Source organism: Fictibacillus nanhaiensis, from assembly GCF_023715445.1.
Classification (GTDB): Bacteria; Bacillota; Bacilli; order Bacillales; family Fictibacillaceae; genus Fictibacillus; species Fictibacillus nanhaiensis_D.
Window position 1 is genome coordinate 1 of the sequence record NZ_JAMBOD010000021.1, and the last position, 20,255, is coordinate 20,255.

The following is a 20,255-nucleotide window of genomic DNA, read 5'->3' on the forward strand; positions in this document are numbered from 1 at the left end:
AAAAAACTGGCAAACTGGACATGGCAAGAGCCATGCCCAGCTTGATATCTTATCTAAAAAACGTTAAAAACAGGACAAACCCCTTTTCAATTTATATTGAAAAGGGGTTTTGTCTACGGTCTGAGACTGGTGAAAACCAGTCTTTTTTCTATGTCATTTATTATGAAATAAATCCAATAAAATTAAGGCTATATACCTACATCTACTGTAGTATTTGTCGAGTATTCTGAAAATTAATTATTGTCAAAATGTCAGAGTAGTGTCATAATTCACAACAGAGAAGTAATATTCTAGGAAATTTGACAGCTTAGAGAAAGGAGTGAGATCTCATGGGAAATCCTGTTTTAGAAGTTAAGAATCTGAAAACTTCTTTCCTTACAGAGGATGGCGCGATTCCTGCTGTTGATGGTGTCGATTTTCATGTTAATCCGGGCGAAGTATTAGGAATTGTTGGAGAATCTGGCTGCGGCAAAAGCGTAACATCACTATCTGTAATGGGCTTAGTACCTACCCCGCCTGGGAAGATCGAAGGGGAAATCCTCTTTAAAGGTGAAAATCTTGCTTCTGCACCAGAAAAAAGGATGCGGCAAATTAGAGGCAATGAGATCGGAATGATTTTTCAGGAGCCGATGACAAGCTTAAATCCAGTTATCACGATTGGGGAACAGCTTATTGAATCACTGCGCATACATAGAAAATGGTCAAAAAAAGAAGCGATGAGCAAAGCCATTGAGATGCTGAAGCTCGTTGGGCTGCCAAGAGCTGAAGAACTTGTTAGAGAATATCCGCACCAATTATCGGGAGGTATGCGGCAGCGTGTCATGATCGCAATGGCCATGATCTGCGACCCGAAACTTCTTATAGCGGACGAGCCTACCACTGCTCTTGATGTAACCATTCAAGCCCAGATCCTTGACTTAATGAAACGATTAAACAAAGAAACGGATACCGCTATCATGATGATTACACATGATCTGGGTGTCGTTGCTGAAATGTGTGAACGTGTTGTTGTCATGTATGCCGGAAAAGTGGTTGAAGAGGGATATGTAAAAACAATCTTCCAGAACCCTAAGCATCCATACACTGTAGGACTAATTAAATCAGTACCTGATATGAGGGAGAAAGTAGGAAGGCTTTATTCCATTCCTGGAAATGTTCCGAAACCTGGATCCATTAAAACTGGCTGTTCCTTCGCACCGCGCTGTGAGCATGCTGGAACAAGGTGTATCTCTGAAACTCCTCATCTTACAACTCAAGAGGGCAGCCACCAAGTAAGATGCTGGCTTTACGAGGAGAAAGGAGTGAACCTGCATGAATCAGACACAGCCATTAGTTAAAGTAGAGAATCTCAAAATGCACTTTCCGATCAAAGGCGGAATTTTAAGTAAACAAGTCGGAGAAGTAAAGGCTGTAGATGGTATTTCCTTTTTTATAAAAAAAGGAGAGACACTAGGGCTTGTAGGGGAGAGCGGATGCGGAAAGTCTACGACAGGACGCATGCTCTTAAGACTTTTGGAACCTACTGAAGGAAAAATTTACTTCGAAGGCGAAGATATTACTAAACTTTCAACAAATGCGATGAGAAAGAAGCGGCGCGAAATGCAGATGGTGTTTCAAGACCCGTTCGCTTCACTTAATCCGCGACATACGGTTGAAAAGATTTTAGAAGAACCATTGATCGTTCATGGTGTAAAAAACAAAGCAGAACGAAAAAAGAGAGTAAGAGAATTGCTAGAAGTGGTAGGGCTTAGCAGCTGGCACGCAAAACGCTATCCTCACCAATTTTCCGGGGGACAGCGCCAGCGGATAGGGATTGCAAGAGCTCTAGCTGTTAATCCAAAGCTGATCATAGCGGACGAGCCTGTTTCAGCGCTGGATGTTTCCATACAATCGCAAGTGCTGAACCTGATGCAGGATCTGCAGAAGGAATTCGATTTAACATACCTGTTCATCGCACATGATTTGGGAGTTGTACGACATATCAGTGACCGAGTTGGAGTAATGTACCTGGGGCATATCGTTGAGCTAGCCGATAGTGAAAAACTATACGATGATCCGAAACATCCATATACACAAGCATTATTATCTGCTGTTCCAATTCCAGATGTTGAACATCAAAAGGATCGCGTCATCCTTCAAGGGGATGTACCGAGTCCGTCCAATCCGCCTGCCGGGTGTCCGTTTCATACACGGTGTCCGCAAGCGATGGATCATTGCGCATCAGTAAAACCTGTTTTAAAAGAAGTTGATAAAGGCCACTACGCTGCCTGCCATTTATATGAATAAAGGGTAAGCGCGTACATATACAAAAAGGCACTATTAAAATGAGAACTGGGGGAAAGAAGATGAAGAAAAGTTTATTAACTTTATTTGCTTTAATGCTTGCTTTATCTCTTGCTTTAGCAGGATGTTCATCAGGCAATAACAGCGGCGGAGACGACGAGAAAGTCGATCCGAACAATGTCATGATCTACGGGCGCGGCGGTGACTCCGTTGCACTTGATCCGGCAGTTGTAACAGACGGTGAATCTTTTATCGTAACAGAACAAATCTATGAGCCACTAGTAAACTATGGAAAAGATAATACAGATATCGTTCCTGGACTTGCTAAAAAATGGGATATCTCAGAAGATGGCTTAACGTATACGTTTGAGCTTGAAGAAGGCGTTAAGTTCCACGATGGCGAGAAGTTCAACGCAGATGCAGTTGTTAAGAACTTTGAGCGCTGGGCAAAGAGTAAAGACGAAGAGAAATTCTACTACTACAAATCAATGTTTGGCGGATTTGAAGGAGATGAAGGACACGTAATCGAAAGCGTTACAGCTGATGGGGATAACAAAGTTGTATTCAAGCTTAAGCGTCCTCAAGCACCATTCTTAAAGAACATTGCAATGAGCCCGTTTGCAATCGCAAGCCCTAAGTCATTGGATGGCGACAAGCTTAGCAAAGAGCCAGTGGGTACAGGTCCATTCAAGTTCAAGAGCTGGAAGCCAAATGACACAATCGTTCTTGAAAAGAACGCTGATTATTGGGTAAAAGATCTTCCAAAGCTTGATGGTGTTACATTTAAAGTAATCAAAGACAACTCTTCTCGTTTAAATGCATTAACAAAAGGCGAGATCGATCTAATGGATGGTCTAAACCCATCTGATATGAAGAAAGTTTCTGATAACGGAAAACTTCAATTGTTTGAACGTCCGTCTATGAACGTTGGTTACCTAGGATTTAACGTTGAGAAAGCTCCATTTGACAAGAAGGAAGTACGTCAGGCGATCAGCCACTTGATCGATAAGCAAGCGATTATCGACAATTTCTTCGAAGGAACTGCAGAGCCGGCTAAAAACCCAATGCCTCCTTCAATTAATGGTTATAATGACAGCATTCAAGACCGTGCATATGACGAAGCAAAAGCTAAAGAACTTCTAGCTGCAGCTGGTCTTCCGGATGGATTCAAGATGGATCTTTGGGCAATGCCTGTAGCACGTCCATACATGCCAAACGGACAAAAAGTAGCTGAAGCAATCCAAGCAAACCTTGCAAAAGTTGGCATCGAAGCTAACATTGTAACGTTTGAGTGGGGTACGTACCTTGAAAAGACACGTAATGGTGAAGCACCAGTGTTCATGCTAGGCTGGACTGGTGATAACGGAGATGCTGATAACTTCCTTTACACATTACTTGATAAAGACAATATCGGATCTAACAACTATTCTCGTTACACAAACGAAGAAGTTCATAAGCTGTTGCTAGAAGCACAATCTAACCCAGATGAAGATGCGCGTGCTGAACTTTACAAGAAAGCACAAGAGATCATTCATGAAGATGCTCCATGGGTACCGCTTGTTCACTCTAAGCCTCAATTAGCTGGAGCTAGCAAAATTAAAGGATTTGTTCCACATCCTACAGGATCACAATCTTTTGCGGAAACATCTTTCGAATAAGGTATGGCGGGGAGTATGGACTAATGTATCCTGCTCCCCCTTTTTTTGCACTGCAACATGTAAAACTACTTAACTTGTAATCTTTCCAGAAAGAGGTGACCATATGTTTGCCTATACAATCAGACGGTTAGCAACGCTAGTCCCGGTTCTGTTGGGGATGACATTTATCGTTTTTATGATGATTCGTGCTATACCGGGGAATCCAGCACAGCTTATTTTAGGGCAACAGGCGACACAAGATGCTATTGAAGCACTAACAAGACGACTAGGGTTAGACCAGCCATGGTACACACAATTTTTTGCATATATTAAAGGTCTTTTCGCTGGAGATTTAGGAGTTTCATTAAAAACCAACGTCCCTATAGCGGAAGAAATTTGGCCTTACTTAGCAGCAACGATGGAATTGGCACTGGTGGCAATGATTATCGCAATCGTAGTCGGTGTAAATGCTGGCATCATCTCAGCCTGGTTCCAAAATTCCTGGTTTGATTATTCTGCAATGGTACTCGCTTTAGTTGGGGTATCGATGCCTATTTTCTGGCTTGGTTTAATGGAGCAATATGTGTTCTCTATACAGTTGGATTGGTTGCCGACAACCGGCCGTGATAATATTCGTGTACCGGTTGATCCAATTACGCACTTATATTTAATCGATACACTGCTTCATGGCAGAATGGACCAGTTTGTTGAAGTAGTACGCCATCTGATCTTGCCTGGTGTTGCACTAGCAACGATTCCGATGGCTATTATTGCCAGAATGACACGTTCAAGCATGCTTGAAGTTATGCGTTCCGATTATATTCGTACAGCTCGTGCAAAAGGAATGAAAATGTTCTGGGTAGTGTACAAGCATTCCTTAAAGAATGCGATGATTCCTGTAGTTACAGTTATCGGTTTACAGACGGGCCTTTTATTAGGAGGAGCGATCTTAACTGAAACGATCTTCGGATGGCCTGGAATCGGAACATACATTTATGATGCGATATCGTTTCGTGATTACCCTGTTATCCAGTCTGGTATCCTTGTTGTGGCTACCATATTTGTACTTATTAATTTACTCGTAGATCTGCTTTATGCAGCGATCGATCCGAGAATTAAATTTAAGTAGGAGGAATGAAAGCATGTCAGAACAACTAGCCAGATCAACGCCTCCCGTAGTACCGCAACATGCGCCTGCACCAGTTGAAGACAAAGCTGTTTCTCCTTGGAAAGAAGCTTGGAGAAGTTTCAAAAAGAATAAAATCGCTCTTGTTGGTCTGTCAATCGTTTCGTTTTTTATTTTGATTGCGGTTTTTGCAGATTTATTAGCTCCATATAACTACAAAGGCGTTAACCTGTCAGACAAACACATAGCACCATCGGCTGAACACTGGTTCGGAACAGACGAATTTGGCCGTGATATTTTGAGCCGTATCATACATGGTGCAAGAATCTCTTTATGGGTAGGCTTTTTCTCAGTTGCAGGATCTGTAATCGTAGGTTCATTGCTTGGTATCGTGGCAGGATACTATGGTAAATGGGTGGATGGCATCATCTCCCGTATATTCGATATTTTGCTGGCGTTTCCAAGTATCTTGCTTGCGATCGCAGTAGTATCTGTATTAGGACCATCTTTAAAGAACGCTTTGATTGCAATCGCGATCATTAACGTTCCTACTTTTGGACGTTTATTGCGTTCAAGGGTTCTAAGTGTAAAAGAAGAAGAGTATATAACAGCAGCACGGGCAATCGGTATGAGTGATTTCAGAATCCTCTTTCATCACATCTTGCCGAACAGCTTAGCTCCAATCATCGTTCAAGGTACACTGGCTATCGCAACAGCTATTATCGAAGCGGCAGCTCTTGGATTCTTAGGGATGGGCGCTCAGCCGCCGACTCCGGAGTGGGGGAAAATGCTTGCTGATTCAAAAGACTTTATCATCCAAGCGCCATGGACGGTATTGTTCCCGGGTCTGGCGATCATGCTGACGGTGTTAGGTTTCAACCTGATGGGTGACGGACTGCGTGATGCACTCGATCCGCGGATGAAGAGCTAAATATTTGATGTAAGAGGATGAGGAGGCTTGGCGGTTGCCAGGCTTCTTTTTATTGCAGGTTTTCAAGAAGTGGGGTGAGGTGGTAGTGTCGTGATCGATTTGTTCCAGATGCAGGCAGATTTAAAGAACGTAAAAGGTGATAGGCTTGGCTGCTCGACGATAAATTTAAATACAATGCACACTCATAATTAGTAATTTTTTTAGAGATTAAGAGGGCGTAATCTTGCAGTGCCTCAATATGTGCAGTTTTTGAAGAAGTATAGCATGAATTACAATGCCATTTACCCCATTCATATCTCATAATGGAATGAGAGCACTTAGGACAAAACACACCTTTAGCGAGTTCATTCTTTTTTACTTGAAAGAGTTCACAAATATCCGGATCATATGAAGAGCTTAATTTCACTAGTAGTCTTGTTAACTTCTTAACTTGTTTTTGTGTAAGTATGGGATTAGGATACTTACGCGCGAGGCTTTCAAATTTTTGTTGAAGACTTGAGCTTTTAATTACTTTTTCTTTAGCTTCTTTATATGTGGGGGAGGATTCAACAATAGCCGAAGGATGAGTCATAACGACAAGGGTTTCAATAGGAATAGATGGGAGTTTGTACTGATCAAGAATTTTGGAAAGATGATATTGTTGACGGTTTACCTGGTCGATGGGATTGGCGAATGCTTCTTCTTTTCCTTCATAAGTCCGAATGAATTGAAAAAATTGATCTTCAAATAGTAGATGGCCCGCCATGTACTTAATTTCAAGAATGGTAATGAAACAAGGGGTTATAAGCAAGGTATCCATTTGAAAATAATATTTATCTTGTTGTATTCGGAGACCGTGAAGAAAATGAATGTCCTTTGGCAAATAACGATAAAAATATTCCAGAGATTGCTCGCCTTTAAAGCCAGATGAATGATTTCGGAGCTGTTCTTGAAATTCTTCTTTCCTAAAATGATTAGGAGGGATTCTCCTTACTAATTTTGATAATTTAGTAATGAATATGGGTGTTTTCCTTTGTTTTTTCATTCGGTAGTCTCCTTTTTGTTTTTTGGTACAGTTAGGACACTCATTTTGCTGCATGATACCGTTTGATGCAAAAGGCAAGATTCTTATTTATGCAGCTGAAAAGGGTTGAATCCAAAAATTTTGTCTATGAATCCACGAGTTTTTAGGCTGAATCCACGAGTTTTATCACTGAATCCAAAAGTTTTTTGCATTTATCCACGAGTTTACATTTCCAGACATATATCGACACGTCTCGGCCTCCATGCTGCTTCCAAACAAAACAAAAAACCAGCCCCCAAGGCTGGTTTCCTTATTTAATCTTCAAATCGCTGGTCCAACTGAACTTCACCATCGTCTTGATGGTAGTTTTTAAAGCTTTCAACTAATGTATTGAGATGTTCAAGCTGGTCACTGTAATCAATAATCAGCGCAAAAACAGGGAACAGCTGAATCCATTCTTCATTTTCAGGACTGTTGTAATAGCTCATGATGCATTTCATAAGTGACTTCTTGCTGATGTCATCATCCATGTCGAGCGTATGCTGGGCCCGGATTTTATCTGTATATTTCAGCAGCATCTGTTCGTGGAAGTTAGTTAATCCATCAAGCTTCAGCTGAATAAGTTCCTGAAGCGGTTCGGGCATATTGTACAATTCATTTTCATGACTGTGCAAGCTCTTCAGCAGTTCCAGCGCTTTGTTGGTCGTGTGGATCATCTGGCGGTAAAGCACAAGCTTCCGGGTTTTTGAATATTTGTTGCTTCGAAAATACGTACGTTCTTCTTTATAGAGCAGATAGTATTGATCCATCTTAAAGCGGTTTTCTTTTAAATGAGTCAGATCTTCTTTTATAGCGATATGTTCTGAAGCATGCCGTGTAATCATGCGAATCCATTTAATAATTTCATCTGTATGGCCGGAGATTTTGTAATATAATTTTGTTTCGTATTTTGGAGGCATGAAGACCAAGTTTACTAAAAACGCTGATAATACCCCGAGCATGATCAGCAAAAACCGGTCAACAGCGAATCCAATAAAGTTCTCTGTATGGCTCTCCATAATAACAATAACCGTAACGATCGATAACGGTATTGTTTTTTCAATTTTCATCTTTAAGTTGGCTGCGATAACCAGCACAACGACAAATCCGATTACAAACGGGTTATTGCCTAGCAAAATAACAAAAATAATAGCAAAGATAGCACCTACAAGATTACCTTGAACTTGTTCCAAAATGGTTTGATACGACCTGTAGATGGAAGGCTGAATCGCGAATGTGGCAGCGATTGCCGCATACACAGGCTGATCCAGTTGAAACAGCATCGCCAGGTAGATCGATAACGATATGGCTAAACCCGTTTTAATCATTCGGGCTCCTAATTTCATAACTGCGATAATTCCTTTCTCATAAAAAATGTTAATAATCTCAAACACTATAAACTGTTTTGTGAGTTTAATCAAGTTAAAGTGTGTTAACAAATTGTGAAAGTTACAGACTTTCATACCGTATGAAAAACGACAGGTTTTTATTACTTGTTTTCCCCTAAAACAAAAAAAGAATCCGTACTGTGACGGATTCTTGATAACTCTATAAGAATATTAAAGACGGCTGAATGCTTTTCCGGCAGCTTCAATCGTTGCCATAACGTCTTCTTCTGTATGAGCGGTTGTTAAAAACATCGCTTCATATTTAGAAGGTGCAAGGTTGATGCCTTCGTTAAGCATCTGTTTAAAATACCTTCCAAAAATCTCTCCGTCCGTTGCTTCAGCCTGAACGTAGTTCTCTATCTTTTCATCAGTGAAATAAAGAGTTAAAGCACCTTTTAAACGGTTGATGCTGACAGATACATGATATTTCGCAGCTTGCTCCAACAACCCTTTTTCTAAGATTGCACCTAAACGATCCATTTCCTCGTACACACCTTCTTGCTGCAATACTTCTAAACATGCAATACCTGCTGAAATGGAAGCGGGGTTTCCAGCCATCGTTCCCGCTTGATAAGCAGGTCCGAGCGGTGCTACTTTTTCCATGATCTCTTTCTTGCCGCCATATGCGCCGATTGGTAGTCCGCCGCCAATTATTTTACCAAGAGCTGTCATGTCTGGCTTCACTCCAAGCAGATCTTGCGCGCCTCCATACATAAAGCGAAAAGCTGTAATTACTTCATCGTAGATGACAAGAGCACCATGCTCGTGGGTAATGTCATTCACCGCTTGTAAAAATCCTTCTTTTGGTTCAACAATGCCGAAGTTCCCAACGATTGGCTCAATCAACACAGCAGCAATTTGATCTCCCCATTTATCCATGGCAGCATGATAAGCATCTATATCATTGAAAGGTACCGTAATCACTTCTTGAGCAATACTTTTTGGAACACCTGCAGAATCTGGTGTACCCAGTGTAGATGGACCAGAACCAGCTGCAACAAGCACCAAATCAGAATGACCGTGGTAGCATCCAGCAAACTTGATGATCTTATCTCGTCCTGTATAGGCACGAGCGACACGGATCGTTGTCATAACAGCTTCTGTTCCTGAGTTTACAAAACGCACTTTATCCATAGCAGGCATGGCTTCTTTCAGCATTTTCGCAAATTTAACTTCAAGTGCAGTAGGTGTTCCATAAAGCACGCCGTTTTCAGCAGCTTTAACAATCGCTTTTGTAATATGAGGATGAGCATGTCCTGTAATAATAGGGCCGTATGCAGCAAGGTAATCGATGTAGCGGTTGCCGTCTTCATCCCAAAAATAAGCACCTTGAGCGCGTTCCATAAAAACCGGTGCACCGCCTCCAACTGCTTTAAATGAACGGGAAGGGCTGTTCACACCGCCGACAATATGTAAGAGAGCTTCATCATAAAGAGCTTCAGATCGAACGTGATTCATTTATATAATTCCTCCTAAAAGACTAAGTAACCTTAAGTTCAACTAGTATTGTAGCATGAAAAGCTAGTAGACACAGGTCTGGAAAACTGTACCGTATTTTCTCAACTATTTGAGTTTTAGAAGACGGATAGGATACACTATCCTAGTGCTTGAGTTTCTCTAAAGGAAACTCTAAATTTTGCTGTGCAAAATTACAAACACTAAAAATGCCTTACTTATTTTAAAAGGCTGTTCTTTAAAAGATTGTTGCTTTTGAGTAATTTGTTCCATTCACTTCTTTGACACGTTGATTGGAGTGCAAGGTGCGAGCCTCCTGGGGGAGTAGCGGGACAGGGGAGACTCCTAATGGTGCGGAGCGCCAAGGAGGCTCACCGCACGCCCCCCGGAAAGCGAGCATCCTGTAACGGAAATCAACTACTTTCAAGAGCGACAAAGTTTGCGAAAACAGCCTTATTAAAATACCTTATATTATTTCTTTTATTTATTTTGGAGGCTTCATCTTATGGAGAATATTATAGAGGTTCAGAATCTAAAGAAAGCGTTTAAGTCCTATTCGAGCCGGCAAGGTTTGAAAGGGGCATTTCGTGATTTGTTTACTAGAAATTACACAATAAAAACAGCAGTAGATGATATTTCTTTCTCTATTAAAAGAGGAGAGATGGTTGGATATATCGGTGAAAACGGGGCCGGTAAATCGACTTCTATAAAAATGCTCACTGGCATCTTAACTCCTACTGACGGGAAGATTGTTGTGAACGGCATGAACCCTCATAAAGAACGGGAGAAATTCGTTAAGACAATCGGGGTTGTTTTTGGCCAGCGTTCACAGCTATGGTGGGACATTGCGGTTCAGGAATCATTCAGACTGCTAAAGAAAATTTACAACGTGCCGGATGAACAGTATGAAGAGCATATGAAGGATGTTATTGATACGCTCGATATCGGGCCGCTTCTCGATAAGCCTGTCCGAAAGCTGTCACTCGGACAAAGAATGCGGTGTGAATTAGCGGCTGCACTCATTCACAATCCGCCGCTGCTGTTTTTAGATGAGCCGACAATCGGGCTCGATGTCCTTGTGAAATTAAAGATTCGGGAGTTTTTAAAACGTATTAATGAAAAGTATGGAACGACCATTCTTTTAACGACGCATGACCTTTCAGACATTGAAGCTCTTTGTGAGCGGGTTGTCATGCTTGATGAAGGTAAGATCATCTATGATGGTCCGTTAAAAGAGCTTCGCGAAAACTGGGCAGAAGGGAAACAGATTCAGTTCCAGTTTAGTGAAAAAGCGACGCTTGAAGAATTGCAGAACTTAACAAAAGATCATCTTGTTGTATGGGAACAAGGGGAAAGTGACCTAATCTGGGTAGCTTCCGTGGATAGTGATGAAACTGTAATCTCAGGTGTTATCGGAAAAGTTACTGCTGTTAAAAAGATCGCAGATTTAAAGATCCTTGAGATTTCAACAGAGGAAATTATACGTAATATTTATGTAGAAGGTGCTGTACGACATGGGTAAATATATGGAGATGATCCGCATCCGTTTCTTAATGATGCTGGCGTATCGTACCAACTATTACAGCGGAATTTTAATCTACAGCATCAACATTGGGGCTTATTACTTTTTATGGAGTGCGATCTATGGCGGGAAAGAAAACATCCAAGGTCTTTCAATCACTCAGATGACAACGTATATTGCTGTTGCCTGGATGGCCAGAGCCTTTTACTTTAACAACATCGACCGTGAAATAGCGATGGAAATTAAAGAAGGAAAAGTAGCGGTCGAGATGGTTCGTCCGTATCCCTATTTAAATATGAAGATGATGCAAGGACTCGGCGAAGGGATTTTCAGGCTTTTGTTCTTCTCGGTGCCCGGCATGGTGATTGTTTCACTCGTTTTCCCAGTGGAGTTATCAGTAAACTTAGAGACGTGGGTCTTCTTTTTCGTCTCGATTCTTTTCAGCTTCATTATTAATACACAAATTAATCTGCTTGCCGGCATTGCAACGTTCTTCTTATTTAACAACGACGGATTGATCCGGGCAAAGCGTGTTGTGATTGATTTGTTTTCAGGGCTTATTTTACCGCTTAGTTTTTATCCGATGTGGGCGCAGAATATTATGAGCTATCTTCCTTTTCAGGGGATCAGTTACATTCCGAGCATGATTTTTACAGAAGGGTTTAAAGGCTCTCAAGTATTTGAAGCTCTTATCAACCAGGCGGTCTGGTCAGCAATCTTAATTATCCCTGTGTATGGGCTCTGGGTTTTAGCGAAGCGTCAGCTTGTGGTTCAAGGGGGATAAAGACATATGGAATATTTATCGATCTTTTTTCAATATGTAGGACAATATTTAAAAACAAGGCTTACTTACCGTGCTGATATGGTTGTTGAGATTTTATCTGATTTTTTGTTTCAAGCGGTTAACCTGGTGTTCATCCTTGTTGTTTTTGGACATACAACACTGCTTGCCGGGTGGAGCAAGAATGAGATGATTTTTATCTATGGCTTCTTCCTCGTTCCGTTTTCTATATTTGCATCCTTCTTTAATATATGGGATTTTACAGACCGTTATATTGTTAAAGGAGAAATGGATCGTATCCTTACAAGACCTGTTCACAGTCTTTTTCAAATCGTGCTCGAACGCATGGAGCTTGAATCATTATTCGGTGCTGTAACAGGCTTGGTCGTTATGTTCTATGCGGGTGATAAACTCGGTCTTGAGATCAGTTGGTACGATCCATTCATCTTCCTTCTTCTTGTATTAGGGGGAGCACTCGTATATGCCGGAATCTTCATTAGCCTGGCGACGATCGGCTTCTGGTCGGATTCGCGGACAGACATCATGCCAATGATGTATAACATCGGCAACTATGGCCGGTATCCGGTTGATATTTATAATAAAATCATTAAGTACGTACTGACGTGGATTCTTCCGTTTGCGTTTGTTGGTGTATACCCGGCTTCATACTTTTTAAAAAGAGATGAGTGGTACACATACGCCTTTTTAACACCAGTTGTAGGTCTCGTGTTTTTTATGATGGCCGTAACATTGTGGAACATCGGTGTAACAAAATACCGCGGTGCAGGTAACTAATGAAAACCGTTCTCTCGAAAAGGAGAGCGGTTTTTTGTTTAATAGGTGAATGCAGCTGCAAAGCTTTCTAACTTCCTCTCATTATTTAAATTTGATTAGGTGTTAATCTAATTGTTTTTATAAATTCCAAAAAATTACAAATAATTTACATTCGGATAGAAGGAAAGTCAATAATAACTTTCAAATCCAGACTAAAGTAGTGATTTTATATGTTTGAATTCGTTTTGCTTATTGAAGATGATAAAAGTCTAGTAACATATGAAGGTAGTACTTTTGAACATTGCAGAAATGAGGGATACATAGATGAAGATCATGGTTATAGCAGGAAGTCCAAAAGCAGAATCCAGAACAAGAGGTCTAGCTCAATACGCAGCAGAGGTCCTTCGTGAAATGAATGTTGAGGTTTTATATTTTGATGTGGGGATTGATCGTCTTCCTTTATTTACAGGTGATGCAACTTCTGCAGAAAATGAAATGGTGAAAAAACTGGCAGATTATGCTGAGGAAGCTGATGGTTTCTTCGTAACAAGTCCGGAGTATCATAGCGGGATGAGCGGGGCATTAAAAAATGCACTCGACTTTTTAGGCGGGAAGTATTTTAAAAATAAACCTTCGTCAATAGCGGTTGCTGCTGGCGGCGGCAAAGGTGGAATTAATGCACTGGCGAACCTTCGTACCGTTTTGCGCGGAATATACAGCTTAGTTATACCTGATCAATACGTGGCAGATCCAGTTAACTTTGATGAAGGAAACGCATTAGTTGATGAACTGGCTAAAACACGGGTACGTGAATTGGCCGCACAATTAAAGGAATTAACAGAGCTAGTATCTGTAAAAAAAACAAATAATTAAATTTAAAAGACGGCTTGCATAAATGGAGCTGTCTTTTTTTCGTTTTATCTCTATTAAGGCTGTCCTAATCATCTTTATCATCTCATAGGATAAATTGAGGTGGAAAGAATGGGACATGGCGTATTAGTCATTTTATTAATAGCCAGTGCTGCAATCATTATGCGCAGTATATGGATGCTATTTAAACACCCTGATATTAAAGAGCATCTTATGCCAGCCAGTCATCTGCTGGTTTTATTCATTGTTTATGGTACGATTATTTCGGGTTTTGGAATGATATATGTTTTATTGTCTATGATGGGTTATCCAGTAATAAAACTAGAGCTGGAACAAAGTGATTTCTTTTCGTTTTTTGAAGCATGCATCTATTTCAGCAGCACGACGATTCTTTCAGTTGGATATGGAGATATTGTGCCAGTGGGTGCAGGAAGATGGATCGCAGCCCTTCAAGCGCTTATTGGGTATTTACTGCCGATTGCGTTTGTTCTTTCATCTGTAATCCATCATAATAAAACTGCAAAATAGTTGTTGAATAAGCGGTAATTAGGCTACTCTTAAAAGAAAAAATGATTTTATGGAGGGCTTATAATGACTGTTGAAACAGGAACAAAAGCACCTGATTTTAAACTGCCAGCGAGCAATGGGAAGGAAGTTCAGCTTTCTGATTATAAAGGCAAAAATGTTGTTCTCTATTTTTATCCGAAAGACATGACACCAGGCTGTACAACTCAAGCATGTGATTTTAGAGATATGCATAATGAATTCGAAGATCAAAATACTATCATCATTGGCATCAGTCCTGATCCGTTAGCACGGCACGATAAATTTATTGAGAAACATGGTCTGCCATTCTTGCTGCTAGCGGATGAGGAGCATAAAGTTGCGGAAATGTATGATGTCTGGAAACTGAAGAAGAACTTTGGCAAAGAATACATGGGCATCGAAAGAGCTACGTTTATCATCGATAAAGAAGGGGTCATTTCAAAGGAATATCGAAAAGTAAAAGTGAAGGATCATGTTCAAGAAGCGCTTCAATATATAAAAGAAAATCTTGCATAAGAAAAAGCCCTGAAATGATTCGGGGCTTTTTTTACACTTAACTGGTAAAAACGGAATAGTAAACAAGTTTGGGAATATAGTATAAGTGCAACTTAGGCTGACTTAAAAAGCATGACGTCAGCCAAGGTTTCATCAGCTTTCCTGCAATTCATTAACAGGAATGTCCATCTCGTTATCAGGTTGTTCTCTCGTGTAAGCTCTTGCTGTTTGATTATTCTCGTCAACCGATTGAAGCCAAACCGGTGTACCGTTATGTAAAACTTCAATCTCTTTTTCAGATTCAATAATTTGCTGAGCACGTGATACGTTCATTATTATCACCTCCACGACTGTATTATGTCGTTTTCATAGGAGAAATATGCTCTCATTTATAAAAATAGGCAGGACAGGCTGCGCATGATAAAATGAAATTGTGTGAATTTTATAACAGATAAATATGGGGGTCTACATAATGAGAGATGAACGTTTAACAACGTTAGCAAAAACATTGTTAACGCACTCACTTAAACTAGAACAAGGTCAAAAAGTATTAATTACTTCTTTTGTTGCAGGAAAGCCGCTTGTTAAGGAGCTTGTAAAAGAAACGTATAATTTGGGAGCTTTTCCATATGTTCAGCTTGTTGATGAAGAAATCTCACGTGTCTTAATGATGGGATCTTCAAAAGAGCATACTGAGTCTCAAGTAAAATGGGATCTTGCCCGCATGGAAGACGTGGATGCTTATATCTCTATTCAATGTAAAAACAACGATTCAGAGTTCTCTGAGGTTCCAAGTGATATTTTCCAAATGAAAGCTGAATTAAACAAGCCCATTCAAAATCTGATTATCAACGACCGTCAATGGGTATTGTTGAACTATCCAACAACAGGTCTAGCGCAAATGGCGAAAATGAGCTTAGAGAAATTTACAGACTTCGTCCTAGATGTATGCAATGTAGATTATAAAGCGATGGCAGAAGCGCAAAAGCCTCTTCATGCATTGATGGAACGTACCGATAAAGTACGCATCACAGGACAAGGGACAGATTTAACGTTCTCTATTAAAGGTATTCCTGCTGTTATGTGTGCAGGCGAAAACAATATTCCTGATGGAGAGGTATTTACAGCGCCAGTCAAAGACAGCGTTAACGGAAAAATTACGTATAACACGCCTTGTCCTTATCATGGAACTACATTTAATAATGTAAGCTTAACGTTTAAAGACGGAAAAATTGTTGAAGCTACTTCAGACAACACTGAGAAATTGAACGAAATATTTGATACAGATGAAGGCGCTCGTTATGTTGGTGAGTTCGCAATCGGTGTAAATCCATTGATCCAGCATCCAATGGGAGATATCTTATTTGACGAAAAGATTGGCGGAAGTATTCACTTTACACCAGGAAGAGCATATCAAGATGCTTTTAATGGAAACGAATCAGGCATCCACTGGGATATGGTGCTGATTCAGCGTCCAGAGTATGGCGGAGGAGAAATTTACTTTGATGATGTATTGGTCCGTAAAGACGGGTTGTTCGTTCTTCCTGAATTGCAGGGCTTAAACCCGGAAAACCTTAAATAATCAAAGGATAAAAAGAAACATAATTGCGGGATGCACTGTCCCGCTTTTTCTGTTTCTGCAAAAACAAAAAGAAGGTGATTAATCATGATACTTTCCAGCGCACGATTAAGAGATGATATAAGAGATCAACTCAAAGAACGATTTTCTGAAGAGGACTTTCATTTTTATAAAAATATGAAGGAAGCTGCAGCCGAACTGATGGAGGCAGAGGTCCTCATCACTTATGGAGAAGATTTGACTGATGAACTGATAGATACGGCCAAATCATTAAAATGGATTATGGTTATCTCGGCAGGACTGGATAAGATGCCATTTATAGCTCTAGAAGAAAAAAATATCCTTATAACAAATGCAAAAGGAATTCATAAGATACCGATGGCAGAGTATACAATCTCGATGATGCTTCAAGTATCCAGAAAATCTAAGGAATTACTTGAGAATCAAAGACAGCATACTTGGGACCGAAAAGTTCCTATGACTGAAATCTCAAGAAAAACGATAGGGGTATTAGGAACGGGTGCAATAGGAACAGAAGTGGCAAGATTAGCAAAAGCATTCAATATGAAAACAATAGGTTTTAATACAAGCGGCAGTCCAGTAGAAAACTTTGATACAATCGTTTCAAAGGAAGGAATCAGCAAGCTTTATGAAGAAAGTGATTTCATTGTAAATGTCCTTCCCTCAACGGCTTTAACAGAAGGTTTTGTTGGTGCTGATGCTTTTTCGCTTATGAAAACTTCAGCAGTATTAATAAACATCGGCAGAGGTACAACAATAGTGGAGAGCGAACTTATTGAAGCTCTTCAAGCAAACAAAATCGGTCATGCGGTTTTGGATGTGTTTGAAAAAGAACCACTTTCTGAGAAAAGTCCGTTATGGGATATGAAGAATGTAACCGTAACGCCGCATTTATCGGGGATTTCACCTCAATATCAAGAAAGAGCAATTGAGATCTTTAGTGAAAACCTGAAGCTTTATAGAAAAGAAAAGCTATCAGACATGATTAACATTATTCCATATGATCGGGGGTATTAATATGAAGATTTACACAAAAACTGGGGATAAAGGTACCACTTCTTTAATTTTTGGAGAAAGAGTATCCAAAAATGATATTCGTGTAGAAGCCTATGGGACATGTGATGAAGCAAACAGTATGATTGGTCTCGGGGTAAGCCATCTGCCTAACGAGGACTGGGCCAAAGAAGCGACTATCGTTATGCAAAAGATACAGACTGTTTTATTTCATGTAGGAGCAGAGCTCGCGACTCCTTCAGGTAAGGAAGTGTCTTGGAAGCTGAAAGAAGAGGACATCCGTTTTCTTGAAGAAACGATTGACAGCTGGCAGGAAGGACTAAAGCCATTAAAACAATTTATCCTTCCAGGTGGTTCACCATCAGGCAGCGCTTTACACACAGCCCGAACAATTGTAAGACGTGCAGAACGGCTGGCCGTTGGGGTAGATGGAGTAAATCCTCTTGTTTTATCTTATTTAAACAGACTATCTGACTTTTTATTTATTGCTGCAAGATATGTAAATGAACAGATGAAAGTAAATGAGCCTGTGCTTCATGAAGATTTATCATAAAAAGCTGAGTGTTTCCATACACTTCAATTGACAAAACCTGTAGTTAAGCAGTAGACTAATTATAACGATTATAAAGTAATAATTCTTAAAGAAATGGGGTGCATGACGATGTCTAGCGCAAAGATAAATGCTGCAATTGACAACTTAAAAGAAGCGGGTGTACGTATTACGCCTCAGCGTCATGCTATCTTAGAGCATCTTATTCAATCGATGTCCCATCCGACAGCTGACGAGATCTACAAGGCGCTGGAAGGGAAATTTCCAAATATGAGTGTTGCAACTGTCTATAATAACCTTCGTGTCTTTAAAGAAGCAGGGCTTGTAAAAGAATTGACTTACGGAGATTCGTCCAGCCGTTTTGATTGTGTGACCACAGATCATTATCATATTATCTGCGACTCATGCGGAAAGATTGTAGACTTTCACTATCCAGGGTTGGATGAAGTGGAAAGTCTCGCTGAATCAGTAACAGGATTTGAAGTAGGCCGGCACCGAATGGAAATTTACGGAGTATGCCCGGATTGCAAAAGAAAACATTAAGTAATATATGAAAAAAGCTGACTTCCTTAACGGAATGTCAGCTTTATCTATTTTCTTTACGCATTTCACGTTTTGAATTGTATTTTTCATCGAAATCTTTGCCTTCAAGACTTTTATCCATCGTAAGCGGCTGATTACAGGACATGCATGCATCAACACGGCCGAGAACTTTTGTGACCTTCCCACAATTCGGACAGACAACCTGCATGGCCTGAGTAGAAATCATTCCGATCCAAAAGTAAACACCAGCACTGGCGATCGTTGCAATGAACCCGACCACCATAAAAATAGACATAACGACAAAACTTGTCTTGAAAAACAGGCCTGCATACATGATGATGATACCTATAAACACAAGGCTTAAGGCAAACGTACGTATTTTATTTATTTTGCTCGTATACTTTATCATACCTGTCCCTCCTACGTTCATTAGTATAACATATGAACTCTGAAGAAAAGAAAAAGGATTTCTTTATTTGATGTTGAAAGATTACACACAGGATTTTGTTAATATGGGAGATGACCTTCATGGACGATATTTTACGCCCGCTGTATCAAGAGAGAGCCAGTAACGAAAACACATTAGGAGTTTTAGATGTTGAAAAGACCAAACCATTTAGCCCAGGTACTGACCACTTTGACAGTATTCTTCTTATAATAGTAAAAGAATCTGATCAGCCTTGGATGATTAAACACTACGAGTATCAATCAGGTTCAGCTGCCCTGCATGTTGTAACTGAGGATTTGCTGAATTCGTGGCTGATGCTCGGGACAAACAAAAGAGCGGTTGACTGGGTAATGAACGGAAGGGTTCTATTTAACCGGAACGAGTACATAACAAGGCTAAGAGACAGACTGCATGAGTTTCCTGTAGAAGAACGAACACATAAGATCGGACTGGAATTCGCTAAACTCCTTAGAAGATATAATGACGGAAAGGAATTATTTCATTCCAGTCATTATTTAGATGCTTTTAACAATATCATGCATGCTCTTCATCATCTTGCACGTTTATCTGTAATTGAACATGGCTATTATCCAGAGGTTACGGTCTGGAATCAGGTAAAAATGATTCAGCCCGAAATCTTTAAGCTTTATGAAGAGCTTGTCACAGGGGAAGAGTCCATTGATAAAAGAATTGAACTGCTTCTTCTTGCCTCCGAGTTTTCACTGTCATCTAAAACAAAACTAGGTGCAAACCATTTGTTAGGTGTCATTAAACAAAAAGACGAATGGGCGTACCATGAATTAATGGAGCATGACGAGGTGCGGGATTACGCCATCGATCTTCCGATGCTTCTTACACATCTAAAGGATAAGGGCTATATAAGGACGATTAAAAAAGAAACCAAGAGCAAAAACCTATACCACCGCTACTACGCAATAAAAGAATAAACTTTTTTACAAAAAGGTGTTGACCTGTTTGTGGATATCGTGCTATATTATTTCTTGTCGCTGCGACACACGGAAACATTGTTGCAGTCGGGAAACACGATAAAAAAACGGGTTGACATCTTATTTTTCAGATGTTATCCTAATAAAGTCGCCAAAACGAGCGACAAGCTTTAAAGAGTTCTTTGAAAACTGAACAAAAGAAATAGGTAAGGAATTACATTTAATTCCGTCAGTTTTAAATCGAGCAAGTCAAACACTTTTATGGAGAGTTTGATCCTGGCTCAGGATGAACGCTGGCGGCGT

The 20,255-nt window shown here is 40.2% G+C and carries 21 protein-coding genes; 16 read left to right on the forward strand and 5 right to left on the reverse strand.

The features are described from left to right. Positions 1-329 precede the first annotated feature (329 nt). The 5 genes from M3196_RS21250 (at position 330) to M3196_RS21270 (ending at position 5,977) form a co-directional block, all read left to right on the forward strand. Positions 330-1,337 carry an ABC transporter ATP-binding protein gene (locus M3196_RS21250; protein WP_251324293.1) on the forward strand — a complete coding sequence of 336 codons (1,008 nt, stop codon included), beginning with the start codon at positions 330-332 and terminating at the stop codon, positions 1,335-1,337. Then, positions 1,312-2,286, forward strand: coding sequence for an ABC transporter ATP-binding protein (locus tag M3196_RS21255; RefSeq protein ID WP_276531465.1), 975 nt, complete (start codon positions 1,312-1,314; stop codon positions 2,284-2,286). The genes M3196_RS21250 and M3196_RS21255 overlap by 26 nt, the downstream gene beginning before the upstream one ends. Before the next feature lie 59 nt (positions 2,287-2,345). Next, positions 2,346-3,941 carry an ABC transporter substrate-binding protein gene (locus tag M3196_RS21260; protein WP_251324294.1) on the forward strand — a complete coding sequence of 532 codons (1,596 nt, stop codon included), beginning with the start codon at positions 2,346-2,348 and terminating at the stop codon, positions 3,939-3,941. 103 nt (positions 3,942-4,044) lie between these two features. Continuing rightward, on the forward strand, positions 4,045-5,049 hold the full coding sequence (locus M3196_RS21265; protein WP_251324295.1) for an ABC transporter permease: 1,005 nt from the start codon (positions 4,045-4,047) through the stop codon (positions 5,047-5,049). 13 nt (positions 5,050-5,062) lie between these two features. Beyond that, on the forward strand, positions 5,063-5,977 hold the full coding sequence (locus M3196_RS21270) for an ABC transporter permease (protein ID WP_251324296.1): 915 nt from the start codon (positions 5,063-5,065) through the stop codon (positions 5,975-5,977). Positions 5,978-6,026: 49 nt separating this feature from the next. Here the strand turns inward: M3196_RS21270 and M3196_RS21275 are convergent, their stop codons facing one another. The 3 genes from M3196_RS21275 to M3196_RS21285 all read right to left on the reverse strand — a co-directional run bounded on the left by M3196_RS21275 (position 6,027) and on the right by M3196_RS21285 (position 9,865). Next, positions 6,027-7,001: a nuclease-related domain-containing protein gene (locus M3196_RS21275; protein WP_251324297.1), complete on the reverse strand. Its 975-nt coding sequence runs from the start codon at positions 6,999-7,001 to the stop codon at positions 6,027-6,029. A gap of 293 nt (positions 7,002-7,294) precedes the next feature. Continuing rightward, the gene (locus M3196_RS21280; RefSeq protein ID WP_251324298.1) at positions 7,295-8,365 is read right to left on the reverse strand and encodes an FUSC family protein; all 1,071 of its coding nucleotides are present in this window, start codon (positions 8,363-8,365) and stop codon (positions 7,295-7,297) included. Positions 8,366-8,578: 213 nt separating this feature from the next. Continuing rightward, on the reverse strand, positions 8,579-9,865 hold the full coding sequence (locus M3196_RS21285) for a glutamate-1-semialdehyde 2,1-aminomutase (protein WP_251324299.1): 1,287 nt from the start codon (positions 9,863-9,865) through the stop codon (positions 8,579-8,581). 502 nt (positions 9,866-10,367) lie between these two features. On the opposite strand from M3196_RS21285, the gene M3196_RS21290 reads away from it, so the two are divergent. The 6 genes from M3196_RS21290 to bcp all read left to right on the forward strand — a co-directional run bounded on the left by M3196_RS21290 (position 10,368) and on the right by bcp (position 14,871). Further along, positions 10,368-11,384 (forward strand): ABC transporter ATP-binding protein, encoded by a 1,017-nt coding sequence (locus M3196_RS21290; RefSeq protein ID WP_251324300.1) that lies wholly within the window; start codon positions 10,368-10,370, stop codon positions 11,382-11,384. After that, entirely contained in the window at positions 11,377-12,168 is a 792-nt protein-coding gene (locus M3196_RS21295) for an ABC transporter permease (protein WP_251324301.1), read from the forward strand. Before M3196_RS21290 ends, M3196_RS21295 begins: the two co-directional genes overlap by 8 nt. Positions 12,169-12,174: 6 nt before the next feature. Beyond that, entirely contained in the window at positions 12,175-12,960 is a 786-nt protein-coding gene (locus M3196_RS21300; RefSeq protein WP_251324302.1) for an ABC transporter permease, read from the forward strand. Between the two features lie 303 nt (positions 12,961-13,263). Beyond that, positions 13,264-13,812, forward strand: a complete 549-nt coding sequence (locus M3196_RS21305) for an NADPH-dependent FMN reductase (RefSeq protein WP_251324303.1) — start codon at positions 13,264-13,266, stop codon at positions 13,810-13,812. A 108-nt stretch (positions 13,813-13,920) separates the two neighbouring features. Further along, positions 13,921-14,337, forward strand: coding sequence for a potassium channel family protein (locus M3196_RS21310; protein WP_251324304.1), 417 nt, complete (start codon positions 13,921-13,923; stop codon positions 14,335-14,337). 63 nt (positions 14,338-14,400) lie between these two features. Further along, positions 14,401-14,871 carry a thioredoxin-dependent thiol peroxidase gene (gene bcp / locus M3196_RS21315; protein WP_251324305.1) on the forward strand — a complete coding sequence of 157 codons (471 nt, stop codon included), beginning with the start codon at positions 14,401-14,403 and terminating at the stop codon, positions 14,869-14,871. Positions 14,872-15,003: 132 nt separating this feature from the next. Here the strand turns inward: bcp and M3196_RS21320 are convergent, their stop codons facing one another. Then, positions 15,004-15,183 carry an H-type small acid-soluble spore protein gene (locus M3196_RS21320; protein ID WP_251324306.1) on the reverse strand — a complete coding sequence of 60 codons (180 nt, stop codon included), beginning with the start codon at positions 15,181-15,183 and terminating at the stop codon, positions 15,004-15,006. Positions 15,184-15,322: 139 nt separating this feature from the next. On the opposite strand from M3196_RS21320, the gene M3196_RS21325 reads away from it, so the two are divergent. The 4 genes from M3196_RS21325 (at position 15,323) to perR (ending at position 18,557) form a co-directional block, all read left to right on the forward strand. Next, positions 15,323-16,432: an aminopeptidase gene (locus M3196_RS21325; RefSeq protein WP_251324307.1), complete on the forward strand. Its 1,110-nt coding sequence runs from the start codon at positions 15,323-15,325 to the stop codon at positions 16,430-16,432. 84 nt (positions 16,433-16,516) lie between these two features. Continuing rightward, the gene (locus M3196_RS21330) at positions 16,517-17,467 is read left to right on the forward strand and encodes a D-2-hydroxyacid dehydrogenase (protein ID WP_276531466.1); all 951 of its coding nucleotides are present in this window, start codon (positions 16,517-16,519) and stop codon (positions 17,465-17,467) included. A gap of 1 nt (position 17,468) precedes the next feature. Beyond that, positions 17,469-18,017, forward strand: coding sequence for a cob(I)yrinic acid a,c-diamide adenosyltransferase (locus tag M3196_RS21335; protein ID WP_251324308.1), 549 nt, complete (start codon positions 17,469-17,471; stop codon positions 18,015-18,017). A 108-nt stretch (positions 18,018-18,125) separates the two neighbouring features. Next, positions 18,126-18,557 carry a peroxide-responsive transcriptional repressor PerR gene (perR, locus tag M3196_RS21340; RefSeq protein WP_077364684.1) on the forward strand — a complete coding sequence of 144 codons (432 nt, stop codon included), beginning with the start codon at positions 18,126-18,128 and terminating at the stop codon, positions 18,555-18,557. A 43-nt stretch (positions 18,558-18,600) separates the two neighbouring features. Here perR and M3196_RS21345 read toward each other — a convergent pair whose 3' ends face one another. Next, on the reverse strand, positions 18,601-18,966 hold the full coding sequence (locus M3196_RS21345; RefSeq protein WP_251324309.1) for a YgzB family protein: 366 nt from the start codon (positions 18,964-18,966) through the stop codon (positions 18,601-18,603). A 119-nt stretch (positions 18,967-19,085) separates the two neighbouring features. Between M3196_RS21345 and M3196_RS21350 the strand changes: the two genes are divergently transcribed. Next, a complete protein-coding gene (locus M3196_RS21350) occupies positions 19,086-19,952 on the forward strand; it encodes a nucleotidyltransferase-like protein (RefSeq protein WP_251324310.1) in 867 nt (288 codons plus the stop codon). The last annotated feature ends 303 nt before the right edge of the window (positions 19,953-20,255 follow it).